19 protein-coding genes are annotated in these 19,282 nt (G+C 71.2%); 16 read left to right on the plus strand and 3 right to left on the minus strand.

Annotated elements, in window-relative coordinates:
- The 16 genes from Q0741_RS07140 to Q0741_RS07215 all read left to right on the plus strand — a co-directional run.
- Positions 1-301: hypothetical protein (locus Q0741_RS07140; RefSeq protein ID WP_298232508.1), on the plus strand; the 301-nt coding region annotated here is incomplete at its 5' end.
- Complete coding sequence (locus tag Q0741_RS07145) at positions 302-1,330, plus strand: hypothetical protein (RefSeq protein ID WP_298232509.1); 1,029 nt, start codon at positions 302-304, stop codon at positions 1,328-1,330.
- 3 nt (positions 1,331-1,333) lie between these two features.
- Positions 1,334-2,227, plus strand: a complete 894-nt coding sequence (locus tag Q0741_RS07150) for a hypothetical protein (protein WP_298232510.1) — start codon at positions 1,334-1,336, stop codon at positions 2,225-2,227.
- Entirely contained in the window at positions 2,224-2,745 is a 522-nt protein-coding gene (locus Q0741_RS07155; RefSeq protein ID WP_298232511.1) for a hypothetical protein, read from the plus strand. Before Q0741_RS07150 ends, Q0741_RS07155 begins: the two co-directional genes overlap by 4 nt.
- 14 nt (positions 2,746-2,759) lie before the next feature.
- Positions 2,760-3,911: a peptidoglycan-binding domain-containing protein gene (locus Q0741_RS07160; protein WP_298232512.1), complete on the plus strand. Its 1,152-nt coding sequence runs from the start codon at positions 2,760-2,762 to the stop codon at positions 3,909-3,911.
- Between the two features lie 6 nt (positions 3,912-3,917).
- Positions 3,918-4,556 carry a phage baseplate assembly protein V gene (locus Q0741_RS07165; protein WP_298232513.1) on the plus strand — a complete coding sequence of 213 codons (639 nt, stop codon included), beginning with the start codon at positions 3,918-3,920 and terminating at the stop codon, positions 4,554-4,556.
- Positions 4,557-4,558: 2 nt separating this feature from the next.
- Positions 4,559-5,209 (plus strand): hypothetical protein, encoded by a 651-nt coding sequence (locus Q0741_RS07170; RefSeq protein ID WP_298232514.1) that lies wholly within the window; start codon positions 4,559-4,561, stop codon positions 5,207-5,209.
- On the plus strand, positions 5,206-5,619 hold the full coding sequence (locus Q0741_RS07175) for a DUF2634 domain-containing protein (RefSeq protein ID WP_298232515.1): 414 nt from the start codon (positions 5,206-5,208) through the stop codon (positions 5,617-5,619). Before Q0741_RS07170 ends, Q0741_RS07175 begins: the two co-directional genes overlap by 4 nt.
- Entirely contained in the window at positions 5,609-7,090 is a 1,482-nt protein-coding gene (locus Q0741_RS07180; RefSeq protein ID WP_298232516.1) for a baseplate J/gp47 family protein, read from the plus strand. The genes Q0741_RS07175 and Q0741_RS07180 overlap by 11 nt, the downstream gene beginning before the upstream one ends.
- On the plus strand, positions 7,083-9,212 hold the full coding sequence (locus Q0741_RS07185; protein WP_298232517.1) for a hypothetical protein: 2,130 nt from the start codon (positions 7,083-7,085) through the stop codon (positions 9,210-9,212). The genes Q0741_RS07180 and Q0741_RS07185 overlap by 8 nt, the downstream gene beginning before the upstream one ends.
- A 26-nt stretch (positions 9,213-9,238) precedes the next feature.
- A complete protein-coding gene (locus Q0741_RS07190; protein WP_298232518.1) occupies positions 9,239-9,718 on the plus strand; it encodes a hypothetical protein in 480 nt (159 codons plus the stop codon).
- The gene (locus Q0741_RS07195; protein ID WP_298232519.1) at positions 9,718-11,016 is read left to right on the plus strand and encodes a tail fiber domain-containing protein; all 1,299 of its coding nucleotides are present in this window, start codon (positions 9,718-9,720) and stop codon (positions 11,014-11,016) included. The genes Q0741_RS07190 and Q0741_RS07195 overlap by 1 nt, the downstream gene beginning before the upstream one ends.
- 44 nt (positions 11,017-11,060) lie before the next feature.
- Positions 11,061-11,252, plus strand: coding sequence for a hypothetical protein (locus tag Q0741_RS07200; protein WP_298232520.1), 192 nt, complete (start codon positions 11,061-11,063; stop codon positions 11,250-11,252).
- 9 nt (positions 11,253-11,261) lie between these two features.
- A complete protein-coding gene (locus Q0741_RS07205) occupies positions 11,262-12,827 on the plus strand; it encodes a hypothetical protein (protein ID WP_298232521.1) in 1,566 nt (521 codons plus the stop codon).
- 4 nt (positions 12,828-12,831) lie between these two features.
- Entirely contained in the window at positions 12,832-13,641 is an 810-nt protein-coding gene (locus tag Q0741_RS07210; protein WP_298232522.1) for a hypothetical protein, read from the plus strand.
- 389 nt (positions 13,642-14,030) lie between these two features.
- Positions 14,031-14,267 (plus strand): hypothetical protein, encoded by a 237-nt coding sequence (locus Q0741_RS07215; RefSeq protein WP_298232523.1) that lies wholly within the window; start codon positions 14,031-14,033, stop codon positions 14,265-14,267.
- A 60-nt stretch (positions 14,268-14,327) separates the two neighbouring features.
- Here Q0741_RS07215 and Q0741_RS07220 read toward each other — a convergent pair whose 3' ends face one another.
- The 3 genes from Q0741_RS07220 to Q0741_RS07230 form a co-directional block, all read right to left on the minus strand.
- Entirely contained in the window at positions 14,328-14,924 is a 597-nt protein-coding gene (locus Q0741_RS07220) for a hypothetical protein (RefSeq protein ID WP_298232524.1), read from the minus strand.
- A 628-nt stretch (positions 14,925-15,552) separates the two neighbouring features.
- Complete coding sequence (locus tag Q0741_RS07225) at positions 15,553-16,059, minus strand: hypothetical protein (RefSeq protein WP_298232525.1); 507 nt, start codon at positions 16,057-16,059, stop codon at positions 15,553-15,555.
- 17 nt (positions 16,060-16,076) lie between these two features.
- Positions 16,077-19,277: a DUF6519 domain-containing protein gene (locus Q0741_RS07230; RefSeq protein ID WP_298232526.1), complete on the minus strand. Its 3,201-nt coding sequence runs from the start codon at positions 19,275-19,277 to the stop codon at positions 16,077-16,079.
- Positions 19,278-19,282 lie beyond the last annotated feature (5 nt).

Raw genomic sequence — 19,282 nt, forward strand, 5'->3', positions numbered from 1 at the left:
GCCGCCGGTGCCGGCGGCCGGTTCGGTTGCACCCGCGCCGGCCACCGCCGATTCGACCGCCACGGCGTCGCCGGCCGCGCAGCGCCTGGTGGCGGCGCTCGAACCGGCGTTGGCCCGCGCCCAGGCGCTGTCGCGCGTGCAGGTCGAGCCGCAGGCCGGCGGCGCGGTGAACAACGTCTTCAACGTCAGCGTCACGCTGCAGGGCGGGCCGGGGGCGCAGGCACCGGACCCGCTGGCGCTGGAGCAGGCGCTGTCGGAACTGCTCTACGCGGCGGCGCGCCGCCACGGGCTGGAGATCTGAGTGGCGCTGGGCTATGCCATCCGCATCGGCCGCCAGCAGGTGGGCAGCGACGCCGCGCGCAACGAGCGGCTGCTGCTGTCGCTGGACGTGTCGCTGGGCATGGCCGGCGCGGGCGGGGCTTGCGACATCCGCCTGGGCGACCCGGCCGGCACGCTGGCCAGCCCCGGCGACGCCGTGAGCGTGGAGCTGGACACCGGCGGCGGCAGCCGGCGCGTGTTCACCGGCACCGTGGACCGGGTGCAGCTCGACGCCACGGGGCAGACCGTCCGCGCCTGTGACGGCCTGCGCGAGCTGGCGCGGCTGGAAGTGGACGCCGTGTACGAGGACGTGCGGACCGACTTCGTGGTCAAGGACCTGCTGGGCCGCGCCGGCCTGAGCGTGGGCACGGTGGCGCGCGGCTTCAAGCTGTCCTCGCTGCGCCTCAAGCGCGAGGGCGGCGCGCTGCGCCACCTGCTGCAGCTGGCGTCGTGGTGCGGGGCCGAGCTCTACACCGACGGCGAGGGCAAGGTGCATTTCACGACCCCCGCCGAGGCCGGCGCGAAGCACCGCTTCCGCTTCACGGAGAACGTGCTGCGGCTGGACCTGCAGGCCGCGCCGCCGCGCTGGGACGGGTTGCAGGTGTACGGCGAGGGCGCGGCGGCCAGCCGCGGCGCGGACAAGGCGCACTGGCTGGCCAAGGATTTGTCGGGCGTCACCGGCAAGGCCGCGCTGGACGCGCAGGGCCAGGTGTCCGGCGGCCGAGAAGGAAAGCAATCCCAGCGCTGGGTCCTGGGCGCGGTGCGCTCGGGCGAGGCTGCCGGCGAGGTGGCGCAGGCGCATTTGAAAGCGCTGGCCGCGCGCTGGTTGCGCGGCTTCCTGGAGGTGTTCGGCGAGCCGGCGGTGATGCCCGGCGACGGCGTGGAGCTCAGCGGCATTCCCGAGGGCCATGCCCTGGCCGGGCTGCTGCAGGGACCCCATGAACTGCGCGTGCGCGGCGTGCGGCACCGCCTCACGCGCCAGGGCGGCCTGGTCACGCGGATGGAGTTCTGAGCGATGACGGTACGGGTCGGCGGCATCGAATTCACCGGCGTGCAGGACCTGCGCACCGAGGAGGCGCGCACCCTGGTCGAGCAGCGCGCGCCGGAGCAGCAGGGCAGCGTGTTCCAGGACCTGGGGCGCGAGCCGGTCACCATCGTCCTGGAAGGCCTGCTGTTCACCACCGAGGCGCTGCCCGATCTGGAGAAGCTGCGCGACGCGCAACTCAGGGGCGAGCCGCTGTCCTTCGCCGCCGACATCGCGGTGGGCACCGAGCTGACGCAGGTGGTGGTCGAGGAGCTGAAGGTGCGGCAGCTCGCGGGCTACGCCAGCCGCTACCGCTACGTGCTGCGCCTGCGCGAGTACAAGGAGCCGCCGCAGTCGGCCGACGCCGCGGTGGCTTCGGTCAACGCGGGCGTGGCGGCGGACGCGCAGACCTGGGCCGCGGACAGCCTGGCCGCGGCCGACGTGCTGGAGAACCCGGCCAGCCTGCCGGACGTGCTGGAGCGGCAGCCCGGGGTGCTGGCGCACCTGAGCGCGGCGGACCTGGGCGCGAGCATCGCCGAGCGCAGCTCGCTGCTCAGCGGCAAGACCTTCAGCTCGATCCTGGCGGCGGTGAAGAAGATCGACCCGGCCAAGGCGCTGGCGCTGATCCAGGCCATCCGCGAGGCCGACAGCCTGGGCGCCTTCCTGCAGAAGTACGCCGACGAGGGATTGGATCTGCTCAGCGACCTGAGCGGCATCGACCTGAGCCAGGCCGGCTCGCTGGTGCGCGCCCTGGCCGGCGGCTTCGAGTTCCTCAAGAAGCTCAAGGAAGTCGGCGATGCCGCCGCCCGGCTGGTCCAGGACCTCGGCGCCTACGACCCGCTGCCGGCGGACGTGAAGACGCTGTTCACGGGAAAGCAGGGATGAGCACCACCTCCGACCTGGTCCGCGACCTCAACGACTTCCTGCGCAGCCTGGACGAGCTGCTGCGCACCCGCACCGCGCAGGAGGCGCCCAACATCGCGCGCGACCTGGGTGCCGTGCCCCAGTTCAACGGCGCGCTGGACCTGCTGGGCCAGGGCCTGGGCCAGGTGGGCGGCGGCGTGGACGTGGCTGAGAGCACCGTGGCGCAGGCCGACAGCGCGGTGGCGGGCTTCGAGGTGCTGGCCGCCACGATCAAGGACTTCGGCGACGGCGGCGCGCTGGTCGAGGCCGCCGAGATGGTCGATCTGCCGGCGGGGCCCTTCGAAACCGTGGCCGGCGGCATCGCCCAGGGCGGCCGCTGCCTGGAAGCGGCATTGGGCGTGGCCGAGGTGCTGCCCGATCCGCGTGACTTGCGCGCCACCCGCGCGCGGCTGCAGCAACTGCAGGCCACCGTGGCGGCGCTCAAGGCGCAGCCGGCCGCCAACCCGCCGGCAGCGATTGCCGGACCACAGCAACCCTGAGGGAGGAACCCACCATGAGCGACACCATCAACCCGCCCGCCCCGGCTCCCGCGCCGGCCCCCAGCGCACCGTCCGGCGGCGCCCTCGTACCCGCCAACGCCGGCGCGCTGAGCCCGGAAGACGCCCGCGCCAACCCCTTCAAGGCCATCGCGCTGCTGCTGAAGTCGGTGCGCGAATCGCTCGAAGGCGTCAAGCGCCCCGGGCAGGCGCCGCGCTGGGTGCGCATCGCGCGCATCCGCGGCTTCCAGGGCTCCACCGACTACATCTCCAAGGGCGTGATCCCGGCGCTGGACAAGGGCTTCATCTTCGCCATCACGTACCTGGCCGACCTCACGCTCAAGGCGCAGGACATGCTGTACCAGGCCGACTCGGCCAAGGCGCTGATCGAGGTCTCCGGCGAGATGCTCAAGACCGTCACGCGCGACGACTTCGCGCAGTCGCTGGCCGCCGTGGTGGGCCAGGAGGGCGTGACCAACCCGCTGGGCCCGGCCGGCGGCTTCATCGACACGGTGCTGGGCTTCGTGGACAAGATCCCCGAGCCCGAGGACCTGGAGGCCATCGGCAAGGAGCTCTACGGGCTGCTGGCCATCGAACAGCTGGCGCTGGACGACGCCACCTTCACCAACGCCAGCAAGACGCACCTCAGCATCGCCGCCTCGGGCAAGGTGCGGCTGCTGCAGATGGCGCTGACCGCGCGCACCACGGCCGACCCGGCGCTGGTCAAGTCCATCACCGTGCGCAGCCTGGGCAAGGACAAGGCCGGCACCCAGAACGTGAGCTGGCTGGGCGGGCGACGCATCACCGACAAGATCGCGCCCACGCAGGCCGTGGGCACCTGGGGCGAGGGCGCCGAGGCCGAGACGGTGTACGAGTTCTCCTTCGAGGGCGACGAGGCCGGCAAGGACCTGGAGGAGGCCAACCTGCTGCTGGAGAAGATGGGCTACGCCACGCCCGCCGTGGCCGACAAGAAGGCCTTCAGCGCCGATTTCGCCAAGCGCCTGCGCCGCTTCCAGAAGCTCAACGGCCTGCCCATCTCGGGCGCGCTGGACAACCACACGCTCAACCGCCTGTGGCACCTGAACTTCAAGGACAAGACGCTCACCCGCGCCAAGCCCTACGACGAGGCCGCGCTGGCCGGCTTCGACGACAGCAAGAACGCCGCGTAAGCCGCCATGACCGACCCCGTCGCCCTCATCCGTGCCATCGTCCGCGAGGAACTGCGCGCCCTGCAGCTGGGCGACATCGCCGTGGTCACGAGCGTGTTCGCGCACGCGGACGAGGGCGACGCCCACAACTACGAGTGCAGCGTGAAGCTGCGCGAAAGCGACCTGGAGCTGCGCAAGGTGCCGATGTGCACGCCGCACGTCGGCATGGTCAGCCCGCCCGCGGTGGGCGACCTGGTGCTGCTGTCCTACGTGGGCGGCGACATCAACCGCGCCGTGGTGGTGGGGCGGCTGTACTCCGACGCGGCCCGCCCGCCCGTGCACGCGGAAGGCGAGTGGCGCGTGGAGTCGCCCCTGAAGGGCCCCAGCTCGCTGGCCATCGACAAGGACGGCGCGGTGGTCGTGACCGCGGGCAAGACGGTGGTCACGGTGCGCCGGGACGGCGAGGTCGAGATCGCCGGCGAGAAGGACCTCCGGATCGACGTGAAGGGCAACGTGGCGATCAAGTGCGGCGACTGCACGGTGGACGCCTCCGGAAAGATCGACCTGGGACAGGGCGGCGCCGGCGTCATCACCGAGGGCAGCCACAAGTGCTACTACACCGGCGCGCCGCTGGTGGGGTCGAAGAACGTCAAGGCCAAGGGATAGGCATGCCCGCACCCACCGCCCAGCCCCTCGAAGGCCTCGCGACCGCCGCCCTGCAAGGCGCCGGGCTGCGCGGCCGGAACATCCCGGACCTGGCCAAGGCGCTGGCGCAGGCCACGTCGCAGGCGCTGACGCTGTTCCTGGGCATGGCCATGGTGCTGCCCGGCACCGCGGCCGGCGTGGACCCGATCACCGGCAGCGGCGCCGTCGCGGGCCCGGGGCGGCTGGCGCCGCCGCCGGCCGGCGGCCCCGGCGCGCAGCAGCTCGAAGGTTTGACCTTGGCCGCGCTGCAGGCGCAGGGGTTGCGCGGCGAGAACATCCCGGACCTGGCCAAGGCCGTCGCCGCCAGCCTGGCGCAGGCCATCCTGATGTTCACCTCGCAGGTGATGGTGACGCCCGGCGTGGCCGTGGCCGGCTTCGTCACCGTCGCGCCCGGGACGCTGATGCCGCCCGCGCCCGGCAAGGCGCAGCTGGAGCCGCTGGTCAGCGGCTTCGTGATGCAGAACGGCCTGCGCGGCCAGGACGCGCCCGCGCTGGCCGGCGCCCTCGCCGACTTCATCGCCCAGTCGCTGACGCTGCTGGTGGCACAGGCGATGGTGGCGCCGGGCGTGGCCTGCACGCCCGCGGCCACGGCGGCGCCGGGGAGGTTGATGTGAGCGCCGATCCCTTCAAGGCCGACCTGCGCCTGGCCTGGCCGGCGCTGCCGCAGGACCCCTGCGCGCCGCCGGCGCCCCCGGGCCCGGCCATGGTGGACGGGCGCGACAACCTGGTGCAGGCGCTGCTGCTGCGCCTGGCGGTGGACCGCGGCGAGCTCGCGGGGCTGGCGCATCCGCGCTACGGCAGCCGCATCTACGACCTCATCGGCGAGCCGATGGACCGGGCCAACAAGGAACTGCTGCGCCGCTACGTGCGCGAGGCGCTCAAGTCCGAGCCGCGCGTGAAGGAGATCCTCTGGGTACGGGTGGAGGAGCGGGCTTCCGAGCCGGGTGTGCTGGACATCACGGCGGCGGTGCGCGACGTGGCCGACGGCCAATTCGAACTGGGGATGCAACTGGATGTCCGCTGACACGCCCTTCGACACCAAGGACTTCGCCCGGCTCAGCGCCGATCTGCTGGCCGCGGCGCGCAGCGCCGCCGTGCCGGTGGACGACAACGAGGGCAGCGTGGCGCGCACGCTGCTCGAAGCCTTCGCGCGCGAGCTGGCCGTCTGCTACGAGCAGCTGCGCCAGGTCTACCGCTTCGGCTACCTGGAGAGCGCCGAGGGCGCCGCGCTGGACAAGGTGGTGGCGCTGCTGGGCCTGGAGCGCCGCCGCGCCGGGCACGTGGAAGGGCTGGTGAGCTTCTTCCGCGGCCAGAGCGCGCCGGAGGACATCCCGATTCCGCCCGGCACGCTGCTGGCGGGGCGCGACATCGCGCTGTTCGAGACCGTGGAGGCCGACGCCGCCATCCGCAAGGGCACGCTCGAAGCCGCGGTGCGGGTGCGCTCGGTGGAGCCCGGCTCCGAAGCCGTGGCCGCGCACCGCGTCACGCTCATGCCGCGGCCGATCTGGGGCGTGGACGGGGTGGACAACCGCGCCGAGCTCACGCCCACCCAGGCCGAGGAAAGCGACGCCGAGCTGCGCGAACGCGCGCGCTACCACCTGGAGCGGGTCAAGACCGGCACCGTGGACGCGCTGGCGCAGGCGGTGCGCAGCCTGGGCGTGGCCGAGGCCAGCATCCGCGAGAACCCGGAGATCGCCGGCGACGTGTCGGTGATCCTGGGCGACCCGGACATCGACGACGCGCTGGTGGCCAAGGTGCGCGAGGCGTTGCAGAAGGTGCGCCCGGCCGGCGTGCGGCTGACCGTGGCCGCGGCCGAGCGCGTGTACGTGCAGGTGGCCGCCACGCTGGTGCTGCGCGAGGACTACCGCGAGGAGGAGCGCCGGCGCATCCGCGGCGAGCTCGAAGCCGGGCTCAAGGCCTACTTCGCCACGCTCAAGGTTGGCGAGCCGGTGCGCGCGGCCAAGGTGCTGGCCATCCTCACCGCCGTGGCCGAGGTGGCCGAGGTGCAGGACCTGCCCGGCCGCCGCCGCCTCTCGGCCTGGCTGCCGCGCCCGGAGCGGCCCGATACCCTGGCCGACAGTACCGCCCGCTACGCGCTGCACAACGGCGACCTGCAGCTGGAACCCGCCCAGCGCGGCACGCTGGACCCGGAGCGCAGCCCCGTGCTGCTCAGCCTGGAGGCGCCCGCGCCCGAGGTGTGGGTGGACGCGGCCTTCTCCCCGGCCCTGGGCTCCGAGCAGGAGGCCGCGGTGCGCCAGGGCCTGCAGGTCAAGCTCGACACCTTCAAGCCCGGCGACACGCTGACTTTCGCCAAGCTGCGCGACGGCCTGCCCCAGCTGGCCGACGGGCAGACGGTGCAGCGCTTCACGCTCATCCACCGCAAGGACAACAGCGTGGTGTCGCTGGCGCCCCATCAGGCGCAGACCGACACGCTGCGCGAGCGCGAGCGGCTGCGCGTGAGCCGGCTCATGGTGTGGGAGGCGCCCCGTGGCTGACGCGCGCGCCCGGCGCGAGCGGCTGCTGGGCCTGCTGCCGCGCGTGATCGCCGAGCAGCCGGCGCACAGCCCGGTGGGCGTGTTGATCGGCCTGATGGCGCAGTCGCTGGCGACGCTGGACGAGGCGCTGGAGCGCACGCTGCGCGACCACTGGGTCGGCCTGGCCCGCGCCGAGACCGCCGCCGATGAGGCGCTGGCGCTGCTGGAGCGCCTGGGAGCCGGGCTGGGCCATCCCAAGCTCGACGGCGAGCCGCGCGAGGACTACCGGCTGCGCCTGATGCGCGCCGACCGGCTGCGCCAGGGCGCCACGGGCAAGCCGGTGCCGGTGCTGGCGGCGCTGTGGCCCGAGGCGCTGGCCGCGCTGGTGAGCGAGGCGCGCAACCGGCTGGCCGCGGAGCTGTCCGAGCTGGCCGAGCACGACGGCGAGGGGCAGGCGCTGGCCGTGCGCGACCAGTGGCAGCGGCTGGCCGGCCTGGACCCGGCGCTGCGCGAGGACCCCGCGGCGCTGGACCTGCCCGCCGACACCCCCCGCGCGGCGCTGCCCGCGGCGGCGGCCGAGCGATGGCGGCAGGTGCTGTCGCGCCACTGGGAGCCGGTGCTGCGGCGGCACTGGGAGACGCTGGCGCTGGAGCCGGATGCCCGCCCCTCCGGCGCCGATGCGCTGGGCCGCCTGGGCGGGCTGCTGGGGCTGGCGCGCATGGGCCGGCGCCACCTGCGCGTCGTGGAGCAGGCTCAGCAAACGCAGCGGGAGAAGGTGACGGAGAGCTTCGAGGTCCGCGAGGACATGGAGGCCTTCAGGCGCCGCATCCGCCACACGGCCCGGGTGCTGGGGCAGGGCCTGACCAACCCGCAGGCCCTGCTGGAGCTGGCGCTGGTGGCCCTGGGCACCGAGCCCTGCGCGCGCCACCGCCTGGACCGCGACACGCTCATCGCGCATGGCGTGGCGCCGGGCACCACCGCCCGCTGCCCGGGCTGCCAGGGCGCGCCGGTGGAAACCTGTCCCAACGCCGCCGGGTGGCTGGTGGAAGCGCGCATCACCGACAACCCGCTGCGGCGGGTGTCGTGGTCGCCGCCGGCGGCGTGCCGCCCGGGCGACGCGCCCTTCCAGGTGCCCAGCGCCAGCCTCGTGACGGCGGTGCCGGAGCTGCGCGTGCAGGCGGTGGAGGGCCGCGTGAGCTACCCCTTCCTGCAGAACCGCGACACCGGGGAAATCATGCTCTACGCCGGCGACCTGGAGCCCGGCGAGGTGCTGAGCGTGTGGCCGCAGGTGGAGCCGGAGGAGCAGGCCGTGTTCGACAGCCACGACGCCGTCAACGCCTACCCCTGGCAGCCGCAGTACCCCTCGGGCAGCGCGGTGGTGGTACGCCCGGACGGCAGCCTGCGCGACGTGAGCGACCGCATCTGCTTCCTCACCGGCACGCGCTTTCCCGAGGCCGACGTGGACCCGGAAGACCCCACCGCGCCACGCTATGCTGCGGAGGGCGCGGCCGAGGGCGTGCGCTTCGCCGACGCGCTCAACCGCGGCGACAAGTTCGACGGCGCCGGGACCGTGTTCGCCGGGGCCGAGGGCGACGCCGGCGCGCACTTCGGCTCCAGCAGCCAGCGCGTGCGCACGCCGCGGCTGCGCCCGGGGCGCGACACCTGGGTCTATGACGCCTACACGCGCGACGAGGTCCGGGCCATCGTCGGCGACCACCCCGGCGAGCTGCTGGAGGAGGCGCCCGAGGCGGTGGTCGCCGGCGCGGCGGCGCTGGTGTTCGCCTGGTGGGTGCGTCCGCCGGCGCTGTTCCGCCTGAGCATCCCCAAGAACGCGCACGTGCTGCGCGCCGATGAGCGCGGCGCGCTGGAGCTGGTGGCGCAGCTGGTGCGGAAGGCGCGCGCGGCGGGTGTCACGGCGCTGGTGGATTTTCCGGAGCCGCCGTGGCGCGAGGAGCACCCCATGGCCGACAGCCTGCGCATCGAACTGCGGCTGAAGCAGCGCGACACCCAGACGCTGGGCGCCGGCGCGCCGGCCTGGCTCAGCCGCGCCGGCCTGCAGGAGCGGCAGCGCCTGTCCGAGGGCGCGCCCGTCTTCCGCGGCGTCCACGACGCCACCCGCTTCGACAGCTCCAGCTACGACTAACCCATCCACGGAGAACTCCCACCACCATGGCGATGCATGAAGCCCAAGGCCTGGGCGGCCGGTTGACCATCGAACTGCACGCGCCGGACGGGCGCACGGTGCTGGCGCGCCGGCACGACAACCTGATCACCGCCACCGGCCAGACGCTGGTGGCGCGCCTGTTCACCGGCGAGGTGTCGGGCAAGCCGGAGCTGCACATCGCGGTGGGCGACAGCGCGGCGAAGGAAACGCTGCAGGACACCGCGCTGGGCCACCAGCTCGACGCGGCGGCGGCGGAGATTCCGCCCATCGGCGCCATGACCGGCGACAACCCGCCGCGGGCGCGGGCCATCGTCAAGGCCAATTTCCCGGCGCTGACCAGCGGCCAGGACCAGACGCTGCGCGAGGCCGGGATTTTGGTGGTATTTCCCAACCGCGGCCCGCTGCTCTACAACCGGGTGACTTTTCCCGACATCACCCGGACCGCGAATCTCGAAATGACCCTGACCTGGGAGGTATTCTTCTGATGGCCGCCGAACCTTACGTCAGCAAGCAGCCGGGGGATATCATCCGCGCCGGCGACTGGAATGACATGCAAAGCAAGGCCCGCGATGAAATTCGCGGCCATACCCATACCGGCGATGCCGACGGCAAGCGCATTCCGCGCGCCGGCATCGAGCCCGGGGCGGTTGACGGCAGCCTGATCAACACGGCGGCCGAGGTGACGGTCAAATCGCTGACCACCACGGACCTTCGTGTCAACGGCAAGGCCATACTCGGTGACATTGCCGACCTGCTGGGCACCGTCAAGAGTTTGGGCAACGACAAGCTCAACCGCGCCGGCGATACCGTCAAGGGCTCGCTGACCATTTCGCAGGACCTGGCGGTGGGCAATGCGCTCACGGTCGCCGGGGCCTCGACCTTCAAGAACCTGGTCACGGTGTCGGATTTGAAGTCGAATGCCGGACTGAAAGCCACGGGCAGCGTGGAAGGCGGCAACGGTTCGGTGCGCATCGGCCTGGACGAAGGCGGCTCGGGGGTACGCTGCATCAGTTTCCTGCGCGATGCGAAGGACGAGGCCAATGCCGGCAAGATCAGTTACCGGGGCGGTTTCGGCAGCGACACGCTCAATATCGTGGGCGCGGGCGTCAACGGTTCGAACCGGGTGGTGCGCATCTACGACAACCTCATCGTCGGCTCCAAGCTCACCATCAGCGACATGCCCGATGTCGTGGCCTCGATCAGGGCCTTGGAAAACTCCCGGGTGAACCGCACGGGTGACACCATTTCCGGCTCCCTGACCGTGCAGCAGAACCTGAGCGTCAGCGGCGCGATACAGACGGGCGGCATTTTGTCCTCGCCCTCGGGGCTGCGTTTCGACGGCGACCGCAATACCCACATCGACTGCGACGGCTCGCTCTACCGCTACAAAGGCCAGGTTTACCTGACCTGTGATGACAATATCTACCTTCGTGACTATGTCCGGAACAAGTACATTCACATGGACGTGGCCAACACGAAAATCAATTATTCTTCCGACGAGCGGCTGAAAAAAGATTTCAGGGGCCTCACCGGCAGCCTTTCCAGGCTGTTGAGCCTGGAGGGGCTGCATTTTCGCTGGAAGGACGACGACCATGGCCGCGAGCAGGTCGGCTTCGTCGCCCAGAACGTGCGGCAGCGGTTTCCGGAGCTGGTGGACACCGGGCCGGATGGCATGCTGTCGGTGCATTACACCGGCTTCATTCCCTTCCTGGTCGAGGCGCTGAAGGAGCAGCAGGCGCAAATCCAGTCCCTGCGCGCGGCGCTGGCAAAACAAGGAGCGTGATGCCGTTCGGGTCGCGCATCGTGGCAGTCCATTTTTAGAGTCCCATGCAGCAACAAATTGAACAGCGCCTTGCCCAATTGCGCGAGGAATTCAGTGCCGGCCAGAACGTGCTGGTGGAAATCGAGAATCGCCGGGCCGAGGTGCAGCAGACGCTGCTGCGCATCGGGGGCGCCATCCAGGTGCTGGAGGAACTGCTGAAGGAGCGGCAGGGCGGTGCGGGCGGTGCGGCTGGGTAACGCGCCGCCATGGCTGCCGCACCAACGCTGCTGACCGCCGACGGCCAGGACCCGGGCAGCCACGCCGTGGCCGTGGCTGGCGACGGGCTGGAACTGCTGCTGCGCATCGGTGCGGGCCAGGAGCTCGATGCCGGCGCCACGCTGCGCCTGGTGCCGGCGCCGGGCAGCGGCGTGCCGGTGGCCGAGGAGGCGCTGGCCGCGGTGGTCGCCAGCAACGCCGGCGGCGCGCCCGACGGCGTGAAGGACGTGTCGTGGATAAGCGCGGACTGGGGCGCGGAGCGTCCGCTGTGCTGTCTCACCGTCGCGCTGCCCGCGGGCAAGGCCGCCGGCAAGGCGCGGGTGAAGGTGCACAGCGGCGGTGTGTGGCTGCCGCTCATGCCCGCCGACATCATCGACACGGGCAGCGCGCAGCGCTTCGTGCCCGTCATGGCCAGCAAGGTGATGGTCGAGCTGATCGCGGCGGACGAGAAGTTCCCAGGGCTGTGGAAGCCCGCCCCGGCCCCCGTGGCGTCGGTGGAGGCGAGGGCCGCCACGCTGCCAGGCGACCTCAGCCTGGCGGTGGCGGGGCAGGCGCCCTTCTTCCGCTGGACAGGGCTGCTGCCCGGCGCCGGCCTGCGGGTGGACGGCCTGGCCGCCGCGGTCAACCCGGTGCTGGCATCGGGCACGGACAACGCGGTGCGGCTCACGCTCAAGGCGGGCACGGCGGGGCAGCTGCGGCTGCCGTTCCAGCCGGCCGTGCTGCACGTACTGCGTTTTCCGGCGCTGACGCTGCCGCTGGGCTGGGCGGGCACCGGCCAGGCCGTGGGCCAGCAGGTGCTCGGCCTGGGCAAGGCGGGCGCGCAGATCGCGGAGCTGGTGTTCGACCTGGCGCCGCGGCTGCCCCCGGTGAAGCTGCTGGGCGCGGACGGGGCGCCGACCTGGGGCGCGGCCCGCTATGCCTGCGCCCTGGACGGCGTGGCGCAGGGTTTCGGCCTGGACGAGGTGCCGGCGCCGGTGATCGGGGTGGACCTGCCTCTGCGTCCGCGCGGCCGGATGCTGTCGGGCAGCGTGGCGCTGCATCCGGACCTCAACGGGCGGCCGGCGCCGCGGCCCTATGGCGGCGCGGTGCTGCCCATCGAGTGGCCGGCCGGCGCCGATCCGCGCGGTCCGGACGGCTGGCTGTCGCTGGACTTCCCTCGGCCGTTGCAGCTGCCCGATGCGGCGTGGTGGGTGGTGCTGAGCCTGGGCGAGGGCGAGGCGCTGTGGGCGCTGGGCGATGCGCCGCCCGCGCCGGCCGCCGGCTGCATGTACCGCCAGGGCGAGGCGCAGTGGCTGCCGGTGATGCCGGAAGGCGAGCGCTGGGCACTGGCGCGGCTGCGCCTGCTGGCGCCGGACGTCACGCCGGTGTTCAACCTGAGCGCCCGCCGTGGCGCGCAGGTGGTGAGCCTGTGGCCCGATGACGCGGGCCACGTGCGCGCGGATGCCGAGGCGCTGCGCGTCCTCAACCGCGACGGCGGCGCGGAGCTGGTGCTTCGGGCCGAGGCGTCTTGCGCCGGCCGGCTCGACCTGAGCCGGCTGCGCCTGGCCTGCAGGTGAATCGATGCTGAGCGAACTGGAATCCTGGCTGGCCGCGGTCCTGGGCCGTGGCCTGCCCGCCAACACGGCGGTATCCGCGGGGCCGGTGGCCGCTGCCGCCACCGCCGCGGGCGTGAACGTCTGCGCCGGCGGGCTGGCGCTGCTGCCAGTGGCGGCGGTGGAGGAGGCGCAGGCGCGCTCGCGCGAGCCCGCCTTCGCGCAATCCACCGTCCGCTTCAATGGCGACGGCCAGACCACGCGCTTCGCGCTGGCCGGCGATGAGTTGGCGGAGGTGCGGCTGGCGGCGGAAGCGGGAGCCCCGGTGGGCCGTCTGGCCAGGCTGGGCGACCAGTGCTGGCACGAGAACGGGCAGTTGAGCTTCCTGCGTGCACCGCAGGCGCCCGTGGCGGCGGTGCTGCGCGGCGTGCCGGCGGCCGGCTATCGGCAGGCGGTGCCCGCCTCGCTGGCGCTGGGTTTCACTTTCCAGGGCCCGCGGCCGGCGGAGGTGGACGGCTGGTGCGCGGCGGCGCTGGCCGCCGTGCTGTGGGCCTTCGCGGAAAGCGACTACGTGGAGCTGGCCGAGGTGGCGGCGCTGGGTTTCAGCTTGCGCCTGCTGCATCCGCGGGCGGAGCTGCAAACCATCACCCGCGACGCGGCCGGGCCCGACGACGCCCGGCAGGCGCGCACACGCATGACGCTGGGGCTCAGCGGGGAATTGGAATTCAACCTGGCGCTGGGGACGGCGGAGGCGCCGCAGCTGATCCGGCGCATCCTGGGGACGCTGCAGGCGAGGCGGGAAAGTAAAGAGGAGTTTGGTGTGCCGGATGGCGAATGACGGGGGAATACTGCGGATCGGACGGAATTCCACTTGATTTTCATTCCTCCCGACCCCGTTCGGGTTCAGGACGAACGGAATGCGGGCTCGTGAATCTCATGGAACCCGTGTTGCTGGGAGCCGCATGGCCTGCCAGGAAAATTTGCCACATCAATTTGCTCAACTACTTGAACCCTGGTGTGCCATGAGGCATGAGGGGATGCCCGTGCTGCGTGCATCCTGGTCAGCATGCTTGCGGCCGAGCGGCGAGGCTCGCTGTTGTTCGGCAGGGTACAAGGGTGTTCTGTGCGTGAGCAATTTCACATGCCGGAGGTGATTGACGCCTCCAGGGCAGGGTGCTTGGGCTGACTTTCAAATACGCTTGCAAGCGAAACCGAAGCCCTGAGGACATGACCGTGGAAATATATAGAAAGTTCACCGTTGTCTTCATTACCCCGGACGGCGCGACCAACTCGCTTCGAATTGAGCTGACCAGCAATTGCAGTGCGCTTGCCAAGGACAAGACGCTTGATGCCTTGCTCGCTGAGGCATTGAATCGCTGGGAGAGCGCGGCTGGTGTCAGGATCATAGATATGCCGCAACAAGCATCCGCGGAACAAGCGACTTTGCCTGAAGCAGTGGAGTAATACGGGTTCCAGTTGAACTGACCAGCCTTGAAGTGTTTTCCGGGTGTGCCGGCGGTTGTGTCACGGCTCAGAAAAATCAGGGTGGCGCGTGGGACCGGATTTTGCCAGCTCCAGAATACGCATCGCATTACGGCGCGCGTCCCCTCTGCAGCCGTTGACGACTTGTGTGGCCATGTCCAGGATTTGTTTTTTCAGCGCATGGTCAGGCTTTATGAAGCCCTGGTCCATTTCATACAGAAGAATGCCCGTCGCCATGTTGAGGGCATAAGAATCCTTGATGGGAGTCTTCATGATGGCCAGCATGAGGGCTTCGTTTGACGATATGAGCCCCCTGCTCAAATCGCTCACCGCTTTCAGCATGGAAAACAGATCGCCGTCACCCTTGTTCAGTTGTTCAAGGCGTGCGGCAATCAGGCTTATGCATTCCTGGCGCAGTTCCTTGCTCTTGTTGGCCACTTCAACCAGCATGGTGGCGGCTTCCACGCTCATGGATTCATTCTGATCGAACAGTTTGGCTTTCCAGTGATCAAATTTATCTTGCGTGTCCGCGAATATCAGCATGTCTGCGCCTACGGGTAAAAGTTCTGGGCTGCCCCCAGCTTGGGTGAGGAAGCTTGCTTGCGCATGGCGACGCAGCGTGGTCAGAGCCTTCGCCATACATCTGCCCTGGGTCACGCAGCACACCACCAGGCTGGAAAAGGAAGTTTTTAGCGTCCTTCGCTGGAAACAAGCTTGAGCCGTGGCCTGAACCCGCCTGAGTTTGCCGCCGTGCGTGAATTACTGCACGTTCCGGCGGCTCGCCGTACATGGCGGTGGCTCAGGTCGTACGCCGATGCGTATGGGAAACATCGGCTCCCGGCATCGAACCTGGCATCAAGTCGCTGAGCACGCTCCCGCTGCGGTTTGTTTTCTTGTGGCGCGTGGTGTCATGTCGCTCCGCAACGGGCATGCATCCGTCATCAGACTGTGCTCTCACGGCGCAAGGTCCCGGTTGCCGCAGATTTCCAGCCCGTGTCGTCGAGGCTCGTTGCGGCAGCCGGGACTACTGCAAGTGCTTGTTGTGCCAAAGACAATTAGCTGATTCGCTTAAAAGCACTCAACTTTCTCATTTTTTTAGTAGGTAAGATTATGGGGGATTATCTGAACCAAAACGCTCCGGATAGGCTTTTCTGCCCATCTTTTCCATAACCCAAAAACCATTCCATTCCTGAACTGCCTCAGGTAGCGCCGGCGTTGTCGGTCAATGGTCCTCAGGCGCTGAAACCGTCCCATTCGCGCAGGCTCTTCACCCAAACCGGCGCGAGAGCGCGGCCAGTTCCTCCTTCAGCGTCTTTTCCATGGCGCTGAGCGCGTTCGCCGCCTCGGCATCGCGCTTGGTGTCGGCCTTGAGCTGCGCCTCCGCCTCGGCCGCCTGCTTGCGCAGCGCCTCATCGGCCTCGGCCAGGCGCTTGAACGCCGCGCTGTGCAGCACGCTGGTCGCCTCCTTGCGCTCCGCCTCCTGCTGCTTGAGCCCGGCGCGCATCCGCGCCGCCGCCGCGTCCAGCCCGGCCATCGCCTCCTTGGCCATGCCGTCGAAGGCTTCGGCGCCGATGGAGGCGCTTTCGCCGCCTTCGAAGTCGGGGTGCTCCGGCACCAGCAGCACCGTGCCCGCCTCGATGCGCGCGAAGTCCACGTGCGGGTTGAGCTCGCGCAGCGTGTCCAGCGGCACGCTGGTGGGCGAGCGGCCCGGCTTCAGCAGCCGGCCGAGCTGGCCCTGCAAGTCGCCGGGCTTCCTGATCACGATCATGCGCATGGTGGCCTCCGCCGCCCTCAGCCGTTGAGGTTGAACTTGCGCCACTCCTCCGGCAACGGCGCGCCGTTGAGCGCGATGCCGTGGGTGGTGATGTTGCCCAGCACCGCGGCCGACTTCGCGCCCACGATCGTGATGGCCTGCTCGTCGCACTTCACCCGGTTCGCGTTCACGATGACCGTGGGCGAGTTGATCGACACCGCCGCGCGGCCGCCGCGGTACTCGCAATGGTTGTCGCTGAACATCGTGTCGCCCCCAGCCAGCACCACCACCGCCGACACCCGGCCCAGCGAGCGGAAATGGTTGCCCAGCAGCGAGGCGCTGGTGCCGCGCGCCACCAGGGCGCCGGTAACGTCGGTGTCCAGCTCCGCCGCCACGATGAAGGCCCGGCTGCCCGCCAGCACCAGCGTGTGCCGTTCCTCGATGCGCACCGAGGTCACGCTGCCGGTGCGCGAGACCAGCGACGCGTTGTTGCCGGCCGTACCGGCGGCGATCAGCTGGTCTTCGACCATGGCGGCGACCCAGGGCGACTGGGCGCCCTCGGCCGCCGTACCGCCGTCGCGCACGACCTGGTTGTGCTGCACCTCGGCGCGCTGGCACGGCGCGCGCACCATGATCCCGGCGCCCAGCCCGGCGAACTCGGCCATCGGCGCGATCTCCGCGATCTCGTTGCCGCTCACCCGCGCGCGCTGCGTTGCGATCGTGAGCACGCCCGCGATGAGCGGGCTGCGCGCCGCCTCGAAAGCCAGGCGCCGCACCGTGTTGCTGGCGATGGTGGCCGTGCCGGTGCGCAGCACCGCGATGCCGGCCACGATGCCGTTGCCGTCGGGCTCGCCGCGCAGGTCGCGCAGGTGGTTGTTCTCGATCGACACCGTGTCCGAGCGCGCCTCCTCGCCCATCACGATGCCCAGCCCGCAGTCCCGCGCGATGTTGAGCTTGACGATCAGCTCCGCCGCCGGCGCCAGCACGGCGATGGCCGCGCCCTCGAAGCCGCTGATCTGGTTGCCCAGCACCTGGGCCTGGTCCAGGCCGTTGGGGTCCAGCCCCGGCGCCAGCGTGATACCCGCGCCGCTGGGCTCGCGCTCGCCCTGGCGCCCGGCCGCCAGCTTGTTGCCCTCGATCCACGTGCCGCCGGTGGCGCAGGCGATGCCGGGGCCGTTGACGTCGAGCTGGTTGTCCTGCACCCGCACCGAGGCGCCCGGCAGCGCGATGCCCAGCGCCGCCACCGCGCCGTCGCGGCAGCCCACCAGCACGTTGCCGCGCAGCCGCGTGTCGAGCAGGTGCGCCACCGGGCCCGCCAGCGTCACGCCCGTGCGCTGGCACCACAGCACGTTGTCCTCGACGGCCAGCGCGGCGGCCAGCAGCACCGCGGCAGCGCCCTCGCGCGAGGTCTCGGCGCGGATGCCATCGGGCGCCAGCAGGAAGTTGTCGCGTATCGCCACGCCCGCGCACACGCCGGACAGCGAGATGGCGGCGCTGCGGAAATCGCTGCCGCCCACCGAGGCGATCACCAGCTCCGACAGCCTCGCCCCCGCCACCGTGCGCAGCGCCACCGCCGGCGTGCGCCCCAGCGACACGACCGCCAGCTTCTCGACCGCCACGGCCAGGCTGGCTTCGACGCTGAAGGCCGTGCCCGGCGCCACGATCAGCGTGGCCGGCCCCTGGCCGCGGATCGACACCGAGCGCGCGCCGGCCACGCGCACCGCCTCCTCCAGCGCATAGGTGCCGGGGTGCAGGCACACCGTGCCGCCCGTGTCGCGCACCCGGTCCACCGCCGCTTGCAGCGTCAGCCGCCCGCTCGCGTGCGACTCGGGCGTGACGCAGGCGGTGCAGGCGCAGTCCGCGCCCTGCACGTCCGGCGGCCACGGCTGGCGGCAGTCGGTGACGGTGCCGGCGCCCACGTCCCACAGCCCCAGGCGCGCATAGTGGTGGTGCACGCCCCGCGGCGGCGCGTTCTCCAGCACTTCCACCGAGGCGTCGCTGGTGCGCGCCGCGAACACCCACCAGTCGCCCGCCTTGAAGCCCCGCGTGCCCGCGCTGGAGAAGCTCACCGTCACGCCGTGTTCGAGCAGCAGCGCCGTGCCCGCCGCGGGCACGGCGATCACGCCGGTGGAGTCCGCGGCGTCCAGGTCCTGGACCTGCGTGGTGCCGGTGCCCGGGCCGGTGCGGAACACGGCGCCGGACTGGTCCCAGCGCCGCACGCGCAGGTTGCGCTGCGCGAAGCCCGCCGCCGCCATCTCCGCCGGCAGCGCAGGCGTGAAGGCGATGCGGCGCGTGGCCGTGTCCACCGTGATGCGGCGCATCTCGCCCGCGGCCTGATCGCGCAGCTCGCGCACGTCGTCGGTGATCTCCACCCACTGGCCGTCGCTGAAGCACAGCACGTCGTCGCGGCCCAGCGATTCGAGCTCCAGCTGGCTGGACGTCGGCATGGCCGACACGCGCGAGCCCACGCTGGCGTTGTCGCGCGACCACTTGAAGGTGGCCGTCCCGCCGGGCTGTCCGGGGTCGTGGATTTCGACGCGGTAGAGCTGGTTCTCCAGCCCGCGGTAGCCGCCTGACGGCGGCAGCTCGCAGTACTCGTCCTCCGGCGGCGGCAGGTCGAAGGTGCCCGTGCTCAGGCGCCCGTCGCTGGGCGCGATCAGCGCGGCCCAGCCCGGCAGGTCGGCGTCGGGCGAGGCGCAGGTGGTGGAGCCGCCGGCATCCTGTGCCAGCACCCGCACCTGCCACACGCCCTGCAGCCGGGAGCTGGTTTCCACGCCCACGGCCGTCTCGACCAGGTGCGGCGCCTCCAGGTGCGTGACCTCGCGCTGCCACGCGTCCAGGTACACCAGGTGCCGCCCGGCCGTGGGCAGTGCCGGCGCCGAAGGCAGGTAAGGCTGGTCCGCATAGGCGAGGTCGCCCGCGCGGCGGGGGCCGGCCATCAGCGCGTCGAGCTCCGGGGCGCCGCCGCCGTGGTTCTCGGCCAGCAGCCCGTCCACGTACAGCCTCCCGCGCCCGATCGTGAGGCCACCGCCGGCGGCGGTGATGCGGAAGGCCTCCGGCGTGGTCGCCGACACCGTGGAGCGGCCCAGCACGTCGCTGGCCAGCGCGCGCAGCCGCCGGTCGATCACCGCGCCCAGTTCGTTCACATCGGCATCGAGCACCACGCCGCCCTGCTTGAGCTCGACGCCCGCCCAATCGAAGAAGGGGTGATGCCGTACCCGCGAGAAATCGGCAGCCATGGGGT

Origin of the sequence: uncultured Azohydromonas sp. (assembly GCF_937926365.1) — a bacterium.
Classification (GTDB): Bacteria; Pseudomonadota; Gammaproteobacteria; order Burkholderiales; family Burkholderiaceae_C; genus Azohydromonas.